We start from the raw sequence: 16,026 nt of genomic DNA, 5'->3' as shown, positions 1-16,026 counted from the left end.
TCAGCGGTCGCGCAGCCACTTCTCGACGACGTCGACCGTGGAGTCCGGATTGGTGATCCAGCCGTTGTGCCCCAGTGCCTCCGGCTGGAACCACCGGGTGACCTGCGCGGCGGGCAGTTTGCCCAGCAGGTGGTCGGCGGAGGTCTGCGGCGCCAGGTCGTCACCGGCGATGGTGATCGACAGGACGGGGAACTTCAGCCGCGAGATCCGTTCCTCGTAGTCGATGTCGGCGCCGACGGGTACGAACCGTCCCGTGCGGGCCAGCCGCGCCCAATCCGACATGAGCACCTTGGATTGCCTGCCGTAGGCGCGGCGGCCGAGCATGTCGCCCGGCCAGAACCCGGCCAGGTTCGACGCGACCGCCACCGCGGCCGTGCCGACCAGCATCCCGGGCCCGAGCACGCCGCGATATCCGCGGAAATACGGTGTGCCCGAGGCGACGAGGATCAGCCCCGCGATCCGGCCACGCGCCCTGGCCGCGTACATGACCGAGAGCTGCCCGCCCATGCTGTGTCCGAGCAGGTACGGGGTGCTGTCGGGGAATCGGGTGCGCACCGCCTGCAGCATCGCCGGGAAGTCGATCGAGGCCAATTCGTGGTAGCCGTAGGCACTGTCGGCATCGGGCCGGTGGGTGCTGTCGCCGTTGCCGCGCAGCTCGCCGATGGCCACGTCGAAACCGCGCTGGGCCAGGCGGTCGCCGAAGTACTCGTAGAACTCTCCCGGCACGGCGAGGCCGGGCACGATGACGACCACAGGCCGCGGCGCGTCCGGCGTGACCGGATGCCGGTGCGGGCCGCGCGCCGGAATGAGCCGCACGGGCAATGTGGTTCCGTCGGGAACCTGGATCGGGACGACCTCGACCCGGGGCATCAGGCCCCTACCGCACCGAGAATCACCCGACTCAGCACCTGGATCACGTCGTCCAGCGGCGGCCGTGGGTCCGAGCCGCTCCAGCCGTCGACGACGTAGTTGACCGCGCCGATGATCGCCAGCACGCGCAACTCGTAGTCGCCGGGCGGGATCTCGCCGTGCATGGCGGCGTCCTCGGCGGCACTGGCCAGCAGCGACCCCCACACCCGCCGCAGCTCCAGCCGGAACTTCTCGACCTTGGGGCCCGCGCCGACCACCTCGACCAGCGCCACCCGCGCCTTGCGGGGATCGGCGCCGATCGCCTCGACATAGGCCCGAACGGCGGTCTCGATCTGCTCGAGCACCGGTGCGTCGGTCTTCGCTTCGAGAGCGACGGCGACCGCTTCGCGCGATTGCCGATCGATCTGCTCGTACAGTTCCAACAGCAGCGACTCGCGGCCGGTGAACTCCTCGTAGAACTGACGAGACGAGAGCCCCGCGTCCTTACAGATGGCACCGACCGAACTGTTGGCGTACCCGTCGCGCGCGAAGACCGTCAGGCCTGACTCCAGAAAACGCGCACGCCGCTGGCGTTGCCGGTCCTCTACGGGTTGCCCGGCATACATTCGTCCCGTATTCGCATCCTGTGACATTGTCGCTGACAATACCGAAGGGCCCGATCCCCTCGTCATGGATCGGGCCCTTCGGCCGCCCTTCCGGCTTACCGCGCGTTAGCCGAAAGTTGGCTACAGTCCGCTCAGTTGCCCGAGGCCTGCGCAGAACCGCTGCTGAGCGAGCTGGTGAGCAGGCCGAGCAGGAGGGTCAGAATGTTGCCGTCAGAGCCGTCATCGGTGATGTTGTAAAGCATGTGTCACTCCAAGTTGATGCTTTGTGACTTCGTTGTCACTGGCCATTTGCCGTCTCGGACGATACCGAGCCAAATCTGAACAGGGAGTGTTTTAGAGGAATTTTCTAGAACTTTTTTGTCACCGAACACAAGCCCCAAGAACTTCCGGCTCGCCAAGGCTCAACATGAGCCGATTCGCCCACGAGAACGAGGCGGTCGACAGCACCAGATCGTGAATGTCGGCGTCATCGAAACCCAGCAGGTGCAGCCGTGCCAGTTCCGCGTGCGCGGACCGTGGCGGTCGAGCGGCCAGCGCGGCGGTGAAATCGATGATCGCGTCCCATCGTTCGTCGATCCGTACCGCCACCCCGTCGTCCAGCAGCCGCTGCACATCGCTTGCGCGCTTGGACAACTGAGATGTGAAACGAGAGTGTACCGATGCGCAGTACTCGCAGCCGTTGTACCGGGAAGTAACTGTCGCGGCGAGTTCCCGTTCGGCCCGGGACAGGCCTTCCCTGCTGTAGAAGATGTCCTTGTCGTTGGCACTGCGATGGGCCAGTACCTCGGCGTTCCGGGCCAGCAGGCGGAAGTACGGGCTCTCGCCACGTCGGCCTTCCAGTAGTGGGCGCTGCTGTTCGTCGGCGTCGGCGAGCGCGATGGGTTCGACCCAGGGCACCCAGTCGAGCTGGTCCTGAGTGAAACCCGTTGGACGACGGGCTGTCTCGACGGTCCGAACCTCGGTCATCGTGTCGCTCCGATCAGTTCGAGGCCTTTCAGGGCGTCGGCCCGTGATCGTGGCCGGTCTCGCCGCCCGGATTCTGCAAGGACTCACCGCGTCCTTCTTCGCCCCCGCCGCCTTCGCCTATCTCGCCGAGCGCATCGCTCCCGCCCGCCGCGTCTTCGCCCTGACCTGCCTGACCAGCTCGTTCCTCGGGGCTGGTGTGGTCGCGCAGGTGCTCGCGCCTGCCGCCGTACAAGCCATTGCCGCGCAGGCGGGCGAAGCCAGGGGCGCGGCCACCGCGCTGTACACGTTCGCCCTGTTCCTCGGCGCCAGCGCGGGCCCGCAACTGGCCAACCTGGTCGCCGGGAACGGATTCACCGCCGTGGCGCTAGTCATCGCCGCGCTCGGATTCGGCGGAGCAGCACTGGCTTTAGCCTCGACGAGGGTGCAGCGATCGTGATCCCCGCGACTGCCCGCCGCCCGCCCGCGACGATCGGGCTGCCACGGGTGGAGGCGACGTCGACCGCGGTGCCGCAGTTCGTCGACCGGGACCGATGGTTTCAGCGCTACGAGCAGCTCGGCACCGTGCTCGGCCGCTCGGACATCTACTGGTCGAACGGCGGCTGTCGTTCATCACGCATTGGGGCAGGCACGCGGTCGAGGCACTACGTCCGCTGCACGCCGCGTTACGTGCCGACCTGTTCCAGAATTAGGGGCGCGCCCTGACATGCTCTCCGGTATGACGGTGGGTGACGGGGTCGACTATGTCCGGGTGGTGTTTCGGCTGCCGGACGATCCGGCGGGGTGGCATTCGTTCGGGACGGAGCGGATGTGGGCGGTGCGGCTCGACGAGACTCGGGTTCGGCTGGACAACATCCCTTTTCATGCACGCGATGTCGCGTGCGGCGATGTCCTCGCGGTCGAGGCCGACGACGACGGCGCGCTATGGGCGGGCGGCGTGCTCGAATCGTCCGGGAACTGCACGATCCGGGTCATCCCGGCCGACGGATGTCTGCGTGCGGAAGTTCGCCAGGCGGTACTCGACGCCTTCGAACCGCTCGGGGTCGACGGTGAGGGCAGCCGCACCGGCCTGGTCGCGCTGAACGTCCCGGCGAGCGGCGACATCGAGGAAACCAAAGCCACTCTCGCGCAAGGACATGCCGACGGGCTGTGGTTCTACGACCTCGGTTCGGTGACCGAGCAGTGGCGCACCGCCACCCCTGCGCTTCTCGATCGCAATCCCAGCGACCCGCCGCCCGAGTCGTACGGTCTCGCCTTCCCCGACGATCTCGCGGCCTGCGTCTACAACACCGTCGCGTCCGGCGAACGCCCCGCGCTGGTCGTGGTCCACGACCCCGAGGGCGACTGGATCATCGGCGACGGCTCCGACGACCCGCTCGACCCGGACACCGCGACTCTCGTCCACATCCAGCACGTAGTGGATGCCGACTCCGCCGTCACCGAACTGGCAGCCATGCCACCCGGCAAACTGGCTTGGCGCAATCAACCCGCCGATCCCTGGACCATCGAAGACTTCGCCTACCCGGACGAGTCCGAGACCGACAGACCGGCGCGGTGAGCGGCGGATGTCTGGTCGGCCGGGCTCGAACCGGCGTCCACCCGGGCCAGAGCCGGGCGCTCTTCCACTGAGCTACGACGAGACATCCGCCGGTGCTGTCGGCCGGGCTCGAACCGGCGTCCACCCGGTTAAGAGCCGGGCGCTCTACCGCTGAGCTACGACAACCCCGCGATCGTGCCTCATCACGAGGGCGGGTGTCCACCGGATTGCGGCGACAGTTCGGCGACGTAGCCGGCCTTGATCGGTTTGCCGCTGAAGGCGCCCGCACTGCGAAGGAGCATGGCCCACACCGGGTCTGCGACCGTGACGCCGTGCACGAGTTCGGGAGTCGGGCGGAATGTGCCGACCTGTCCCGGCGGTTTCGGGGCGGTCCAGCCGGCCCGGACAGGGTCGACGCCGACCGATTCGCAGGCCGCGGCCACGTCGGACGCGGTGCAGTCCGCGCGCCCGGCGAGCACTTCCCACGGCAGTGGCAGGGCCGCCCAGACCCGGGTATCCGGGTGCAAGCCTGAGCCCGACACGGAGTGCCAGGCCGCCAGGTCACCGGCGATCAGCATCATCGCCTTGCCGGGGCAGACCGTGTCCAGCAGGTCGCGCGCGCCGCTCGCCGTCAGGCAGGACAACCACGCCGCTCGTGCCGTGTTGTACGCCCCGCACAGCAGGTTCCAGGTCGAGGAGTCGTTGCCCTGGCGCACGACCATGCGCTCACGATCGAATTCGCTGGACTCCCATGCCTTTTCCAGCATCTCGGCTGTCGCGCGCAGCACGGCGAACCACCGGCCGAGGAGCAGGCCGCGTTGTTCGTCGGTGAGGCGGTCGAGAACCTCCGGTGTCGCGTAGACCTGGGCGATCATCCACCAGTCGGTATCGCCATTCTCGCGGCAGCGTGCGAAGAGCAGCTCGGCGATCTCGTCGAACGGATTGTCGCGCCCGGACAAGGTGAACTCGCGGCGAAGCTTGCGCTTGGCCGTGTAGTAGGCCACGAAACATGCCGCGTCCGGGTCGGCCCGGAAGCGATCGAGGGTGAGTTCCGCGGCGAAACCGGCGCGTGCCTGGACCGTGAGCTGCCGCTTGTTCAGCTCACCCGCCAGCTTCTCCGCTTTGGCCGTCAACCGGCGCAATGCCCGGAACCTGCGGTTGTACTGGCGCTTCGAGATGTCCATGCCCGCGGACGTGCGCTGTTGCCGGTTGAGCCGATCGGCGAGAAAGTTCGTGTGCTCAGGGTCGAAACGGATCTCCGCGCCGACCGACTCGGCGAACGCCACGAGCGAGGACGGGGCGTCGGCATCGACCTTCGCGGTGACGTCGAACAGCCGGCTGGTGGCCGCGACTTGGCGCGAGCCACCGACCGGCCGCGCGAAATCCTCGGTCATGGAACTCAACCCGTCCCAGCGCCCCGCCGCCTCCGCGACTCCGGCCAGCAGGCTTCGCTCAGCCCTGCGCAGATCACCCTTCAGGCAGTGCCAGACGAGCTGAGCCACAACCTCAGGCCGGTACCGCGCGCCCAGCGACCGATGCAGCTCGACCAACGCCTTGTCCCGCCCTATAACCATGCGGGTGATCATCACAAAGCCCACGTCACGCGGCAACACCAATTCCGTGCAACGCCGCGCTGGTTCTGGTTGCGCCGACCACTATTGGTTGGCAGGATGGCCCGCACATGATGGACCACTTCGATAGAGCTCGAGACAGCCTGGATGGGCTGTCGGTAGGTGATGCGTTAGGGGCTCAGTTCTTCGTACCTGGGCGATCGGTTTCCGATCTTCTCGCCGGGCGGCCGCCCGCCGGTCCATGGGAGTGGACCGATGACACAGAAATGGCGTGTTCGGTATTCACCGAGTTGCGTGAGCGCGGGCTGATCGACCGCGATGCGCTGGCGGCGACTTTCGCCGATCGGTGCGAGCCGTATCGGGGATACAGCGGCGGCACTGTTGCTGTACTGCACCAGATTCGGGGCGGTCGACCCTGGGCCGGGGTGGCGGGGGCGCTGTTCGACGGGCGTGGCTCGTGGGGCAACGGTGCGGCGATGCGGGTGGCGCCGCTCGGGGCGTATTTCGCCGGGGAGTTCGATCGGGCCGCGGCGGAGGCGGCGTCGGCGGCCGAGGTGACGCATCGGCATCCGGAGGCGATCGTGGGGGCGATGGTCGTCGCGGTGGCGGCGAGCTGGGCGGCCGTCAGTCGCGGAAAGGGCTGTGCGCCGGAGGAACTGCTGGACGCGGTGGATCCGTATCTGGTCGACGGGCGGACGGCGAGCGGGGTGCGGCGCGCCAGGAAGCTCCTCGGTCGGTCGGTGGCCGAAGCCTCCTATCAACTGGGTAATGGTGCGCAGGTCAGCGCGCAGGACACAGTGCCGTTCACGCTGTGGGCGGCGGCGAGTTTCCTCGACGACTATCCCGCCGCGATCACCGCGTGTGTCGAGGCCGGTGGGGATGCGGACACCACCGCGGCGATCGTCGGCGGGATCGTGGCCGCGCGCACGGGGATCGGGACGCCGGGCGGGGTGCCGCAGGAGTGGCTGGCAGCGCGGGAAGCGCTGCCGGCCTGGGTGACAGAGCAAGGGTGAAGGCGCCTTCGGTCAAGGTCGGGTGCGGAACTCCTCGAAGGTCGGGGTAGGGAGTTTGAGCTGAGCGTGGATGTCGCCGCCGAGGCCGAAGTGGCCGATCGCGCCGCCGTAGTTCTGCTGATAGCTCTGCCAGAGGACGATCACGCTGATGACGCGGTTCGCGCCGGGGGTGGCGGGGTCGGGGAAGGGATTGGGGAGGGTGGCCCGGTAGGTGGCGGTGCCGTCCGCGCCGGTGATGAAGACGTTGGGAACGCCGAGCGGACCGGGGCGGGTTGGCGCGGCGGGATTCAGGTCGCCTGAACGTAGGGACATGATCGTGTAGAGCGAGTCGGGGATCAATCCGCTGAGTTCGAAATGGAATTCGGCGTGGTGCTCGTCGTCGCCGATCGCGACCTCTACCGTGCCGCGCGCTTCCAGCCAGCGGCCGAGGGTGACCGGTTCGGTGAGTTTGCGGCCGTCCTCGGGGCGCAGGTCCGGGATGGGTACCTCGTGGAACGGGTAGCTCCGTCGCACCACCTCCCCGGCGTTCGGGAGCTGGTCGGGAGCGAAGACCATCGGGTAGTTGTGCGCGGACAGTGGGGTGTCGGCTGCGACGACGGCGCGTCCCCATCGACGCGTCACCGTGCCGTCGGGCTCCGCCTCGTTGAGGAAACCGACGACGAGGAAATTGCCGTCGGCGTCCACGATTTCGCTGGGTGGGTACAGCGGGCCCTGGGTGGTCGGGGTCAGGTCATAGAGCCGTTTCACCATGCGGACACCACTTTTCGATCGTCGGAGAGTGCGATGCCGTTCGCGTCGCCGACGCGGTCGCGGAGTTTGCGCCAGGCGGCAGTCGCGGCAGCCAGTAGGTGCGGCCGCCGCGGCGGCCACCGGGGCGATCGCCGGCGCGAACGATCCGGAGAGCAGAACCGTGCGCACACCTGAATCACGATGTGCGCGCAGGGCTTCCAGAGTGTCGAGATAGAAGGGCGCGCCGTCTGCGGCGAAGGCGTCGAACCAGCGCTTCCCCGATTCCTCGAGCGCGGCGTACTCGACTCCGCGATAGAGCCGGTAGTAGTGGCGGTTGATCTCCTCGCGCGGAGTACCCGCTGCTGCCAGCTGTTTGATCTCGTCGGTGATGCGCGCGTACTCGCCGCCGTCGTCACCGCGCTCGGCGAGCCAGTGCCGCAGGAACGCGAACATGCTCTTGACGGTGATCAACGTTTCGTCGACATCGAAGAACGCCACGCTCATGCCGACTCCGCCAGGTGCGCGGTGACGGCCTTGCCGAATTGGCGCACCTCGGTCTCGATGACGAACTGCAGCTTGCCGGGATCGTCCACCGAGACCGGTGTCAGCCGGGCGTGCAGGGTCGCGGGCAGCGGGAACAGGAACGAGGTGAACCGCAGGTCCACGTTGTTCCACACGATGTAGAAATGCTCCTGCGGCCTGCGCACCCCGTATTCGAGTTCGAACGCGGCCAGGAACAGCTGGCGCACCGCCTCGATCACCACGATGCCCTGCACGTGCTCGCCGGTCTGATGGTCGAGCAGCAGTTCGTTGTCGCTGTCGAGGCGCAGATCGGCGCGGAAGACGTTCTCGTTTTCCCTGGTCAGCCCGGCCAGCAGCACATTGGAGTGCTGGTACTTGTGTACGTGATGGCGGCGGGCCGGTTCGGCGATCTCGCCGACCACCCGCAGCCTCGCCCCGGCGGTCTGGCCGACATGCTCGAGGTAATCGAGATCGTGCCGGGTGACGCCCTGCCCCAGGTGCACCGTCAACTCCCGATCGGCGAGACGGCCGCTACGCAACAGGGCGACAAGTCCCGACACGGTGTGCACCCGGTCGTCCGCGGAGATTCCGAGAAACCGGTCGGCGACCACGACGAAGGTGGTCGCCACCGTTTCCGGGGCACGGGTGGTGGAGTCGAGTCGGACAACAGACATCCCCGCCGCCGATGGAGGGTTGCCGCCCAGCAAGCCGGGGCTCGCAGCTGGAACTCGTGACCGTGGAACGACAATTATTCGGGCGCAAACCTTTTGAACAGCATTGCGACCACGCTGCGAAAAATCCGACCACGGGCGGAGGAACCCCTGGTCGGCGATGCCTATGCTGTGCGTGACAGTCCGTCACACCCATCCCGGAGGCACCGTTGCCGAACAATCTCGAAGCCAGCATCGACATCGCCGCAGCGCCGGAGCAGGTGTGGTCGATCCTGGCCGACCTGCGCCGCATGCCCGAGCTCAGCCCGACCACGCTGAAGATGATCGCCGTCGGTGGGGTCCGCGACGGCGCCTACACCGTCAACCTGAACAAGGTCGGCTGGAAGGTGTACCCGACCACCTCGCGCATCGTGAGCTACGAGCCCAACAAGTCCTTGGCGTTCCGGATGAATGAGAACCGCACGGTGTGGCGCTACGAGCTCGAGCCGACCGCCACCGGCACCCGCGTTGTCGAGACCCGCACCGTCGACCCCGTCAAGGGCGTGCCCGCCTGGCTGCGCGGGACCATCAAGGTCGCGCTCGGTGGTGAGGAGAAGTTCGAGGCCGACCTGGTCGCGGGCATGAACGAAACCCTCAGCAAGGTCAAGGCCGCCGCAGAGCGCTGACCCGCACAAACCCCGAGAGCCCGCCGGATGATCCGGCGGGCTCTCGTCGTTGCCGGACCGTCAGGGCAGTTCGGCGCGGATCTCGTCGAGTGCCTCCGCGGTCCGCGTGAGCAGCGCCGTCACGGTCGCCAGCTCCTCGGCGGTGAACCGGGCAGCGAGATCGCGTTCCACCGCGACGGCGCGCACGTCACCCGCGGCGGTCACCTCGCGACCCGCCTCGGTCAGCCTGGTCTCCAGCACGTTCTTGTGCCACTCGTGCGGCGTGCGCTCGACCAGGCCGCGGTCCTGGAGGTTGGTCAGGACGGTGTTCATGGTCGGCGGCGTCACCCCCGCCAGCCGGGCCAGCGCCGCGGCGGAGATGCCGGGGTTCTCCGCGAGGTGCAGCAGGGCGCTGTACTGCGGGACGGTCAGCCCGGCCGGCTTCAGCGCGGCGGTCTTCGCCGCGATCAGAGCCTGCTCGGCGCGCTTGATATACGTGCCGAGCCTCTCGGCGGCGGGCATGGACGTCATGCGTGCATGGTATCCGCCCGTCATCACGTAATGCCCTTGACGATCATTAGAGCTCTAATCTACATTTCTGCCCATCACTTGATGTCTGGCATTACATCACTGAGAGGCTTCATCATGATCAGGACCAGCGCAACCATCGCCCTGGCCGTCGCGTGTCTGTCCGCGTGCGGAACCGACGCCGCGCCGACATTGAGCACCGCCTACGAGCTGCCCGGCACTGCGGTGTATCCCGAGGGCATCGCGTTGGACGCCCGCTCCGGTGACAGCTATGTCGGTTCGTTCGCCGACGGCACGGTCTACCGAGCGGCCGCCGGAGCCGAGCGCGCGGAGGTATTCCTACCCGCGGGCACCGACGGCCGTAAGACCACCAACGGCGTGCGGGTCGACCGGGACGGCAGGCTGTGGGTGATCGATTCGGGCGCGGGAGTCGCGGTGTACGACACCGGTTCCCGCGCGCTGCTCGCCCGCTTCGACGTGCCGGGCGACGCACCGCGCTTCGTCAACGATCTCGACTTCGGGGCCGACGGGAGCGCCTATCTGACCGACAGTGTGCGCAACGTCGTCTATCGGGTCACCCCGGACCAAGTGGCCACGGGCCGTGGGGAATTGGGTGTCGCCTACGACCTGGCGCCGGTGCTCGGACCACGCGACGCGAAGACCTTCGAGCTGAACGGCATCGTCGCCGATCAGGCAGGCGCGTATCTGCTCGTCGTCGCGATGTCGGCGGGCGAGCTGTACCGGATCGACCTGACCGGCGCAGAACCGATCCGCAAGGTCGCGCTGACCGGCGGCGATGTGCGCCACGGCGACGGCATGGAACTGCGCGACAACACGCTGTGGGTGGTCCACAACACCGAGAACACCATCAGCCGCTGGACCGTCACCGACCGCGGTGCCGCGGCGACGCGTGATGACGAATTCCATGATCCCGCACTGAATATCCCCACGACGATGGTGCACTCGGGTGATCGGGCGCTGATCGTGTCGTCACAGTTCGACAAGGGCGGCCCGATGGGTGACGCGGGTGCGCCGGGGCAGTTCGTGGTGTCGGCGGTCGACGGGTTCTGAGTCAGCCCTCGCCGACGAATTCCCTGAGGACGGCGACGACTTCGTCGGGCTGCTCGACCTGCGGCGAGTGGCCCGCGTGTTCGACGAGGTGGGTGCGCGCGCCCGCCGCGGCGTAGCGGTTCAGGGTGGCCGTGCTGTCGTAGAGGTGGTCATGCCTGCCGTGCACAGCCAGGACCGGCAGGTCGAGGGCGGCCACCCGCTCGTCGAGCGGGCGTGCGGCGAAGTCGTCGGCCCGTGCACCGACGGCGTAGGCGAGACCGGCGGGGACGGCGGCGCGGAAGTCGCGGACCATCGCGTCGGCCAGGCCGGGCGCGGACTGGTAGCGGAAGCGGGGCGCGAACACGGTCCGGTTGGCCAGGCGGATCACCAGGCTGGGTGCCCAGCGCTGCGCCAGCCGAACTGTCCACGGGCGGACCACCCATTTGGCGACAGTCGGGATGCCGACGGCGTGGTAGTCCGGCGCCTGGCCGATCACCACCACGCGGGCCACCCGCGCCGACACCGCCGCCAGTTCCAGGGCGATCTCGGCGCCGAACGAATGCCCGACCACCGTGACCTGCGACAGGTCGAGCTCGTCGAACAGGGCGAGGATCGGTGCGGTGCGGGCCGCGGCCGTGAAGTCACCGGATTCCGCGCCTAGATCGCGGACATCCACCCTGATCACCCGGTAGTCGCCCGCCAGCCGTTCGGCGACCCCGGCGAACCAGACGACCGAGCCGGGAATGCCGTGCACGAACACGATCACCGGGCCGGTGCGCGAGCCTTCGTCCAGAAACAGCACCTGTCCAGCCTATCGAGGACGCGCCGACGACCGGGTGACCCCGCCTGGTCAGCGCGGTGCCGACAGGTCGGCACGGAACAGGGCGCGCACGCGCTCGACCTGACCCGGCCACACCCTGCGCCAGAACCATCCCGGCAGCAATCGTCCCCGCTCCTCCAGGTCGACACGACCGCGCGGGTGGGAAATGATCCTGGCCTGCCCCGGGTCGTAGGACCGCAGGAAATCGATGGCGCACACCTGCTTCACGTTCTTGTACCCGTAGTGGGCCGGAGCGACCAGCCGCAGCGGAGCGCCGAATCGGTCGGTGAGTTCGGCGCCCGAGAGGCGGTCCGCGAGCAGGACATCGGCGGCGAGGGCGTCGTCGAGGAGCATGGTCGACGAGTAGCCGTCGAGGCCGGTGAACCGGACCCAGCGGGCGCCGGGATGCGGGACGACCAGCTCGGCCAGCAAGCGGTACACGTCGGCGAAACGCACTCCCTCCCATTCCAATCCGACGGCACTCCAGGTGGTGACGCAGTGCAGGTCGCTGGATTGGGTGCGCCGCTCGCCGGCGCCGAGCAATTCCTCGATGCCGAACTGGGCGGGGTGGCGTGCGGTTCCGCCGACCGAGACTCGATGGCCCGGTCCGGAAAGTGCTCGGACACCGCCGAATTGAGGCAGGCCGAACGGTTCGTGCGGTGCGGGCCGCTGGCCCGGCGGCAGTTCACCCGGCATCGCGCATCCTCCGCCCCGCGCGGGCCACCATTCGCGGCACCAGCAGGCGATGGACGGGACGGACGAACGTGAAATACAGGCGCCCCAGCGGATTGCGGTATCGCACCAGCGTTGTCAGCGTTGCCCGGCCGTCGACCACGCGCACCGAGGCGACGAAGTCGAGCATCGGCATGGCTCTACCGGTGAGATGTTCGGTGTCGGACACCGCCTGCTCGGGAAAGGCGTTGCCGCCGAAGATCGCCCGCGTCCAGGCGGCGGGGTCGGTGCCGGCGCCGGGCGGCACGTCGACGGAATAGGCGTCGGCGTAGTCGGGATCGGCGATGGCCGCGGTGGCGAGCGGGGCCGAAACGATCGGCATGGTCAAACCTCCATACTGTCCCGTATGGATTTGACCATACGGTAGCGTATGGGGATGCCGCAAGAGGAGAACGTGAAGTCGGCCGGGCGCAGGTTGACCGCCGACGACTGGGCACAGGCCGCGCTGGACGCCCTGGGCGAAGGCGGGCTGGCCGCGGTGGCGGTCGAACCGCTGGCGAAACGGCTCGGGGCGACCAAGGGCAGCTTCTACTGGCATTTCAAGGATCGGGCCGCGCTGGTCGAGGCTGTGCTCGCGCGGTGGGAGCAGCGCGGGACGCAGGACGTCATCGACGAGCTCGACCAATTGCCAGGGCCCGCCGAGCGATTGCGGCAACTGTTCACCCACGTCATCGAGTACGCCGCGCAGGGCAGGGAGGATCTCGCGCTGCTCGCCTCGGTGGATCAGCCCGCCGTCGCCGCCGCGATGAAGCGGGTCGCCGAACGCCGGATCGATTATGTCGCCGCGCAATTGCGGCTGCTCGGGGTGCCCGATCCGCAGGCCCACACCCGGGCGAGCGTGGCCGTCAGCATCTATCACGGGTTCAATCAGCTGGCCAGGATCGCGCCGCAGACCTTGCCCGCCACCGACGAACTGGTGGACGCGGTGGTCTCGCGGCTGCTCGATCCGCAGCGTTGAAACAGTCGCATGTCCAGCTGGCTTTACCGCATTGTCGGCCCACCAGTGGCGGTAATCGGCCTCGTCGAATACGCTTCGCCGCGGATGAAAACGCCTCATGGAGGGACGAGTGATCACTCCGAACAGGCCGGAGGACGTAGCCGAAGTCCGGCATAGAGTGCCGTTGACGCAGCTGATACACCTGATGGCGGAGTACCAGCAGCTCGGCGCGCACCGTGATACCTACCTCGCGACCCCCGCCGACGACACGTTCGTCCGCGGCTGCGGCATCGTCGCGGGCAGCATCGCCACCATCGGCGTCATCTGCACCGCCGTCGGCGCCTGGCAGGGCGGTGTCGCGCTGCTCGTGATCGCCGCGCTCCCGGTCCTGCTGGCCTTCCGTCGCGGAATCCTCAACCGGCAGAACCGCGCCGCCCGCATCGACCTGTTCGACCACGGCGTCACCGTCTACCGCTCCGGCCAGCGCGTCGCCGGATTCCGCTGGGACAGCACCGAAGTGCGCCAGCAGATGATCCCCTTCCACGACACCACCGCGGTGTCCTACTATCTCGCGCTCACCGGACCAGGCAGCGTCGAAGCCACCATCGACGAAGAAGGCTTCGCCCGCGCCCGCGAATGGGCCCGAGCCATCCAATCCGCCGTCACCGCAACCCAACTCCCCGCCGCCGTCGCCGCCATCGACAACGGCGACACCGTGACTTTCGGCGAAGTCGGCCTCTCCCTCGACGCCCTCCACTTCCAGGGCGAATCCTTCCCCTGGGAGAACATCCAGCTCATCGACGCCCGCAGCGGCCACATCCGCATCAAACTCACCGGCACCTGGCGCTCCCTCACCCCGGTAGGCGCCATCCCCAACTTCTACATCTTCAACGAACTCGCGGAGCGGCTGCGGTTGACCCCGGTGGGGTGAGACAGCGTCCGCGCCACCGCGTTACGCGAAATCCTTCTTGCCCCTGTGACAGACCGAAGGCCGGTCCACTCGGAGAGTGGACCGGCCTTCGTGACTTGCGGGAACTAGTGATCCGGGGGGATCAGAAGTCCATGCCGCCCATGCCACCGGTGGGGTCGCCCGCGGGGGCGGCCTTCTCCGGCTTGTCGGCGACGACGGCCTCGGTGGTGAGGAACAGGGCCGCGATGGAGGCCGCGTTCTGCAGGGCCGAACGGGTGACCTTGACCGGGTCGGCAACGCCGGCGGCCAGCAGGTTCTCGTAGACGCCGGAGTCGGCGTTCAGGCCTTCGCCCTCGGGGAGGTTGGAGACCTTCTCGGCGACGACGCCGGGCTCGAGGCCGGCGTTGAAGGCGATCTGCTTCAGCGGGGCCGACAGCGCGACGCGCACGATGTTGACACCGGTGGCCTCGTCGGCCGACAGGCCGCTGAAGCCGTCCAGCGCGGGGGCGGCCTGCAGCAGGGCGACGCCACCACCGGCGACGATGCCCTCTTCGACGGCAGCCTTGGCGTTGCGCACGGCATCTTCGATGCGGTGCTTGCGCTCCTTGAGCTCGACCTCGGTGGCGGCACCGGCCTTGATCACCGCGACACCGCCGGCCAGCTTGGCCAGGCGCTCCTGCAGCTTCTCACGGTCGTAGTCCGAGTCCGAGTTCTCGATCTCGGTGCGGATCTGCGCAACGCGGCCCTTGATGGCCTCCGCGTCGCCGGCGCCCTCGACGATGGTGGTCTCGTCCTTGGTGACGACGACCTTGCGGGCCTGGCCCAGCAGCTCCAGACCGGCGGTCTCCAGGGAGAGGCCGACCTCTTCGCTGATGACCTCGCCACCGGTCAGGATGGCGATGTCGGCGAGCTGCGCCTTGCGGCGGTCACCGAAGCCGGGCGCCTTGACGGCGACGGACTTGAAGGTGCCACGGATCTTGTTCACGACCAGGGTCGACAGGGCCTCGCCCTCGACGTCCTCGGCGATGATCAGCAGCGGCTTGCCGGCCTGGATGACCTTCTCCAGCAGCGGCAGCAGGTCCTTGACGGTCGAGATCTTGGCCGACACCAGCAGGATGTACGGGTCCTCGAGGACCGCTTCCTGACGCTCGGGGTCGGTCACGAAGTAACCGGAGATGTAGCCCTTGTCGAAGCGCATGCCCTCGGTGAGCTCCAGCTGGAGACCGAAGGTGTTGCTCTCCTCGACGGTGATGACGCCTTCCTTGCCGACCTTGTCCATGGCCTCGGCGATGAGCTCACCGATGGACGCGTCGCCCGCCGAGATACCGGCGGTGGCAGCGATCTGCTCCTTGGTCTCGACCTCCTTGGCGGTGTCGAGCAGCCTGGCGGTGACGGCCTCGACGGCCTTCTCGATGCCGCGCTTCAGGCCCAGCGGGTTCGCGCCGGCCGCGACGTTGCGCAGACCCTCACGCACGAGCGCCTGGGCGAGCACGGTAGCGGTGGTGGTGCCGTCGCCCGCGACGTCGTCGGTCTTCTTGGCGACTTCCTTGACCAGCTCGGCGCCGATCTTCTCGTACGGGTCCTCGAGGTCGATCTCCTTGGCGATGGACACACCATCGTTGGTGATCGTGGGGGCGCCCCACTTCTTCTCGAGCACGACGTTGCGACCCTTCGGGCCCAGCGTCACCTTGACAGCGTCGGCGAGGGCGTTCAGACCCCGCTCGAGACCGCGACGGGCCTCTTCGTCGTACGCAATTGTCTTGGCCATTGCGTTGAGATCCTCCACATGTCTATGGCTGACACACGAGACGACCACAGGTTGGATCGCCCCAAAGTACGCTGGCCAGGTGCGGTGCCCGCGACGGACGACCGAGGGTGTCGATGGAACCCGGCCTCACCGTCCCGACCTGGCACTCAACAGACG

At 68.1% G+C, this 16,026-nt stretch carries 18 protein-coding genes, 2 tRNA genes and 1 riboswitch; of the genes, 7 read left to right on the top strand and 13 right to left on the bottom strand.

The features are described 5' to 3' along the window. The 3 genes from IEY60_RS06965 to IEY60_RS06955 all read right to left on the bottom strand — a co-directional run bounded on the left by IEY60_RS06965 (nt 1) and on the right by IEY60_RS06955 (nt 2,441). On the bottom strand, nt 1–870 hold the full coding sequence (locus IEY60_RS06965; protein WP_189025260.1) for an alpha/beta hydrolase family protein: 870 nt from the start codon (nt 868–870) through the stop codon (nt 1–3). Next, nucleotides 870–1,502, bottom strand: a complete 633-nt coding sequence (locus tag IEY60_RS06960) for a TetR/AcrR family transcriptional regulator (RefSeq protein WP_229739626.1) — start codon at nt 1,500–1,502, stop codon at nt 870–872. The genes IEY60_RS06965 and IEY60_RS06960 overlap by 1 nt, the downstream gene beginning before the upstream one ends. Before the next feature lie 333 nt (nt 1,503–1,835). After that, on the bottom strand, nt 1,836–2,441 hold the full coding sequence (locus IEY60_RS06955; RefSeq protein WP_189025257.1) for an alkylhydroperoxidase domain protein: 606 nt from the start codon (nt 2,439–2,441) through the stop codon (nt 1,836–1,838). A 43-nt stretch (nt 2,442–2,484) separates the two neighbouring features. Here IEY60_RS06955 and IEY60_RS06950 point away from each other — a divergent pair, with 43 nt between their 5' ends. Both IEY60_RS06950 and IEY60_RS06945 read left to right on the top strand, forming a co-directional pair. Then, on the top strand, nt 2,485–2,877 hold the full coding sequence (locus tag IEY60_RS06950) for a hypothetical protein (RefSeq protein WP_189025255.1): 393 nt from the start codon (nt 2,485–2,487) through the stop codon (nt 2,875–2,877). Nucleotides 2,878–3,156: 279 nt separating this feature from the next. Then, on the top strand, nt 3,157–3,996 hold the full coding sequence (locus tag IEY60_RS06945; RefSeq protein WP_189025253.1) for a DUF4265 domain-containing protein: 840 nt from the start codon (nt 3,157–3,159) through the stop codon (nt 3,994–3,996). A gap of 9 nt (nt 3,997–4,005) precedes the next feature. Here the strand turns inward: IEY60_RS06945 and IEY60_RS06940 are convergent. The 3 genes from IEY60_RS06940 to IEY60_RS06930 form a co-directional block, all read right to left on the bottom strand. Beyond that, nucleotides 4,006–4,079, bottom strand: a tRNA-Gln gene (locus tag IEY60_RS06940). Between the two features lie 10 nt (nt 4,080–4,089). Further along, nucleotides 4,090–4,161 (bottom strand) — tRNA-Lys (locus tag IEY60_RS06935). Nucleotides 4,162–4,178: 17 nt separating this feature from the next. After that, entirely contained in the window at nt 4,179–5,585 is a 1,407-nt protein-coding gene (locus tag IEY60_RS06930) for a hypothetical protein (RefSeq protein WP_189025251.1), read from the bottom strand. A gap of 71 nt (nt 5,586–5,656) precedes the next feature. Here IEY60_RS06930 and IEY60_RS06925 point away from each other — a divergent pair, with 71 nt between their 5' ends. Continuing rightward, complete coding sequence (locus IEY60_RS06925) at nt 5,657–6,559, top strand: ADP-ribosylglycohydrolase family protein (protein WP_189025249.1); 903 nt, start codon at nt 5,657–5,659, stop codon at nt 6,557–6,559. A gap of 12 nt (nt 6,560–6,571) precedes the next feature. Here IEY60_RS06925 and IEY60_RS06920 read toward each other — a convergent pair whose 3' ends face one another. Further along, nucleotides 6,572–7,792 (bottom strand): HAD family hydrolase, encoded by a 1,221-nt coding sequence (locus IEY60_RS06920; RefSeq protein WP_189025247.1) that lies wholly within the window; start codon nt 7,790–7,792, stop codon nt 6,572–6,574. Then, complete coding sequence (locus IEY60_RS06915) at nt 7,789–8,439, bottom strand: AfsA-related hotdog domain-containing protein (RefSeq protein ID WP_189025245.1); 651 nt, start codon at nt 8,437–8,439, stop codon at nt 7,789–7,791. The genes IEY60_RS06920 and IEY60_RS06915 overlap by 4 nt, the downstream gene beginning before the upstream one ends. Beyond that, nucleotides 8,434–8,546, bottom strand: a riboswitch (SAM riboswitch). (Overlaps the previous gene by 6 nt.) 144 nt (nt 8,547–8,690) lie before the next feature. On the opposite strand from IEY60_RS06915, the gene IEY60_RS06910 reads away from it, so the two are divergent. Further along, on the top strand, nt 8,691–9,146 hold the full coding sequence (locus IEY60_RS06910; RefSeq protein ID WP_189025243.1) for an SRPBCC family protein: 456 nt from the start codon (nt 8,691–8,693) through the stop codon (nt 9,144–9,146). A gap of 60 nt (nt 9,147–9,206) precedes the next feature. Here IEY60_RS06910 and IEY60_RS06905 read toward each other — a convergent pair whose 3' ends face one another. Further along, the gene (locus IEY60_RS06905; protein WP_229739625.1) at nt 9,207–9,656 is read right to left on the bottom strand and encodes a MarR family winged helix-turn-helix transcriptional regulator; all 450 of its coding nucleotides are present in this window, start codon (nt 9,654–9,656) and stop codon (nt 9,207–9,209) included. A 114-nt stretch (nt 9,657–9,770) separates the two neighbouring features. On the opposite strand from IEY60_RS06905, the gene IEY60_RS06900 reads away from it, so the two are divergent. Continuing rightward, nucleotides 9,771–10,724 carry an SMP-30/gluconolactonase/LRE family protein gene (locus IEY60_RS06900; protein ID WP_189025241.1) on the top strand — a complete coding sequence of 318 codons (954 nt, stop codon included), beginning with the start codon at nt 9,771–9,773 and terminating at the stop codon, nt 10,722–10,724. Between the two features lies 1 nt (nt 10,725). On the opposite strand, the gene IEY60_RS06895 is transcribed toward IEY60_RS06900, so the two are convergent. The 3 genes from IEY60_RS06895 to IEY60_RS06885 are packed head-to-tail and all read right to left on the bottom strand — an operon-like array spanning nt 10,726 to nt 12,577. Beyond that, entirely contained in the window at nt 10,726–11,505 is a 780-nt protein-coding gene (locus tag IEY60_RS06895; protein WP_189025238.1) for an alpha/beta fold hydrolase, read from the bottom strand. A 48-nt stretch (nt 11,506–11,553) separates the two neighbouring features. Further along, on the bottom strand, nt 11,554–12,219 hold the full coding sequence (locus IEY60_RS06890) for a molybdopterin-dependent oxidoreductase (RefSeq protein WP_189025236.1): 666 nt from the start codon (nt 12,217–12,219) through the stop codon (nt 11,554–11,556). Continuing rightward, nucleotides 12,209–12,577 (bottom strand): DUF2867 domain-containing protein, encoded by a 369-nt coding sequence (locus tag IEY60_RS06885; RefSeq protein ID WP_189025234.1) that lies wholly within the window; start codon nt 12,575–12,577, stop codon nt 12,209–12,211. Before IEY60_RS06885 ends, IEY60_RS06890 begins: the two co-directional genes overlap by 11 nt. Before the next feature lie 54 nt (nt 12,578–12,631). Here IEY60_RS06885 and IEY60_RS06880 point away from each other — a divergent pair, with 54 nt between their 5' ends. Together IEY60_RS06880 and IEY60_RS06875 are read left to right on the top strand one after the other, a co-directional pair. Then, a complete protein-coding gene (locus IEY60_RS06880) occupies nt 12,632–13,213 on the top strand; it encodes a TetR/AcrR family transcriptional regulator (RefSeq protein ID WP_229739624.1) in 582 nt (193 codons plus the stop codon). A 157-nt stretch (nt 13,214–13,370) separates the two neighbouring features. Next, entirely contained in the window at nt 13,371–14,123 is a 753-nt protein-coding gene (locus tag IEY60_RS06875; RefSeq protein ID WP_268241458.1) for a DUF6585 family protein, read from the top strand. A 121-nt stretch (nt 14,124–14,244) separates the two neighbouring features. On the opposite strand, the gene groL is transcribed toward IEY60_RS06875, so the two are convergent. Next, a complete protein-coding gene (gene groL, locus IEY60_RS06870) occupies nt 14,245–15,870 on the bottom strand; it encodes a chaperonin GroEL (RefSeq protein WP_189025228.1) in 1,626 nt (541 codons plus the stop codon). Between the last annotated feature and the right edge of the window lie 156 nt (nt 15,871–16,026).

Source organism: Nocardia rhizosphaerihabitans (assembly GCF_014646295.1).
GTDB classification, from domain to species: domain Bacteria; phylum Actinomycetota; class Actinomycetes; order Mycobacteriales; family Mycobacteriaceae; genus Nocardia; species Nocardia rhizosphaerihabitans.
Note: the sequence above shows the minus strand (reverse complement) of the source record. Positions and strands in the feature narration are given on the sequence as shown.

What these genes read in the sequence shown, in the direction of transcription:
- IEY60_RS06965 (WP_189025260.1), bottom strand. Translation starts at nt 870, where the DNA reads ATGCCCCGGGTCGAGGTCGTCCCGATCCAGGTTCCCGACGGAACCACA.
- IEY60_RS06885 (WP_189025234.1), bottom strand. Translation starts at nt 12,577, where the DNA reads ATGCCGATCGTTTCGGCCCCGCTCGCCACCGCGGCCATCGCCGATCCC.
- IEY60_RS06880 (WP_229739624.1), top strand. Translation starts at nt 12,632, where the DNA reads ATGCCGCAAGAGGAGAACGTGAAGTCGGCCGGGCGCAGGTTGACCGCC.
- IEY60_RS06925 (WP_189025249.1), top strand. Translation starts at nt 5,657, where the DNA reads ATGATGGACCACTTCGATAGAGCTCGAGACAGCCTGGATGGGCTGTCG.
- IEY60_RS06960 (WP_229739626.1), bottom strand. Translation starts at nt 1,502, where the DNA reads ATGTCACAGGATGCGAATACGGGACGAATGTATGCCGGGCAACCCGTA.
- IEY60_RS06945 (WP_189025253.1), top strand. Translation starts at nt 3,157, where the DNA reads ATGACGGTGGGTGACGGGGTCGACTATGTCCGGGTGGTGTTTCGGCTG.
- groL (WP_189025228.1), bottom strand. Translation starts at nt 15,870, where the DNA reads ATGGCCAAGACAATTGCGTACGACGAAGAGGCCCGTCGCGGTCTCGAG.
- IEY60_RS06955 (WP_189025257.1), bottom strand. Translation starts at nt 2,441, where the DNA reads ATGACCGAGGTTCGGACCGTCGAGACAGCCCGTCGTCCAACGGGTTTC.
- IEY60_RS06905 (WP_229739625.1), bottom strand. Translation starts at nt 9,656, where the DNA reads ATGACGTCCATGCCCGCCGCCGAGAGGCTCGGCACGTATATCAAGCGC.
- IEY60_RS06900 (WP_189025241.1), top strand. Translation starts at nt 9,771, where the DNA reads ATGATCAGGACCAGCGCAACCATCGCCCTGGCCGTCGCGTGTCTGTCC.
- IEY60_RS06920 (WP_189025247.1), bottom strand. Translation starts at nt 7,792, where the DNA reads ATGAGCGTGGCGTTCTTCGATGTCGACGAAACGTTGATCACCGTCAAG.
- IEY60_RS06890 (WP_189025236.1), bottom strand. Translation starts at nt 12,219, where the DNA reads ATGCCGGGTGAACTGCCGCCGGGCCAGCGGCCCGCACCGCACGAACCG.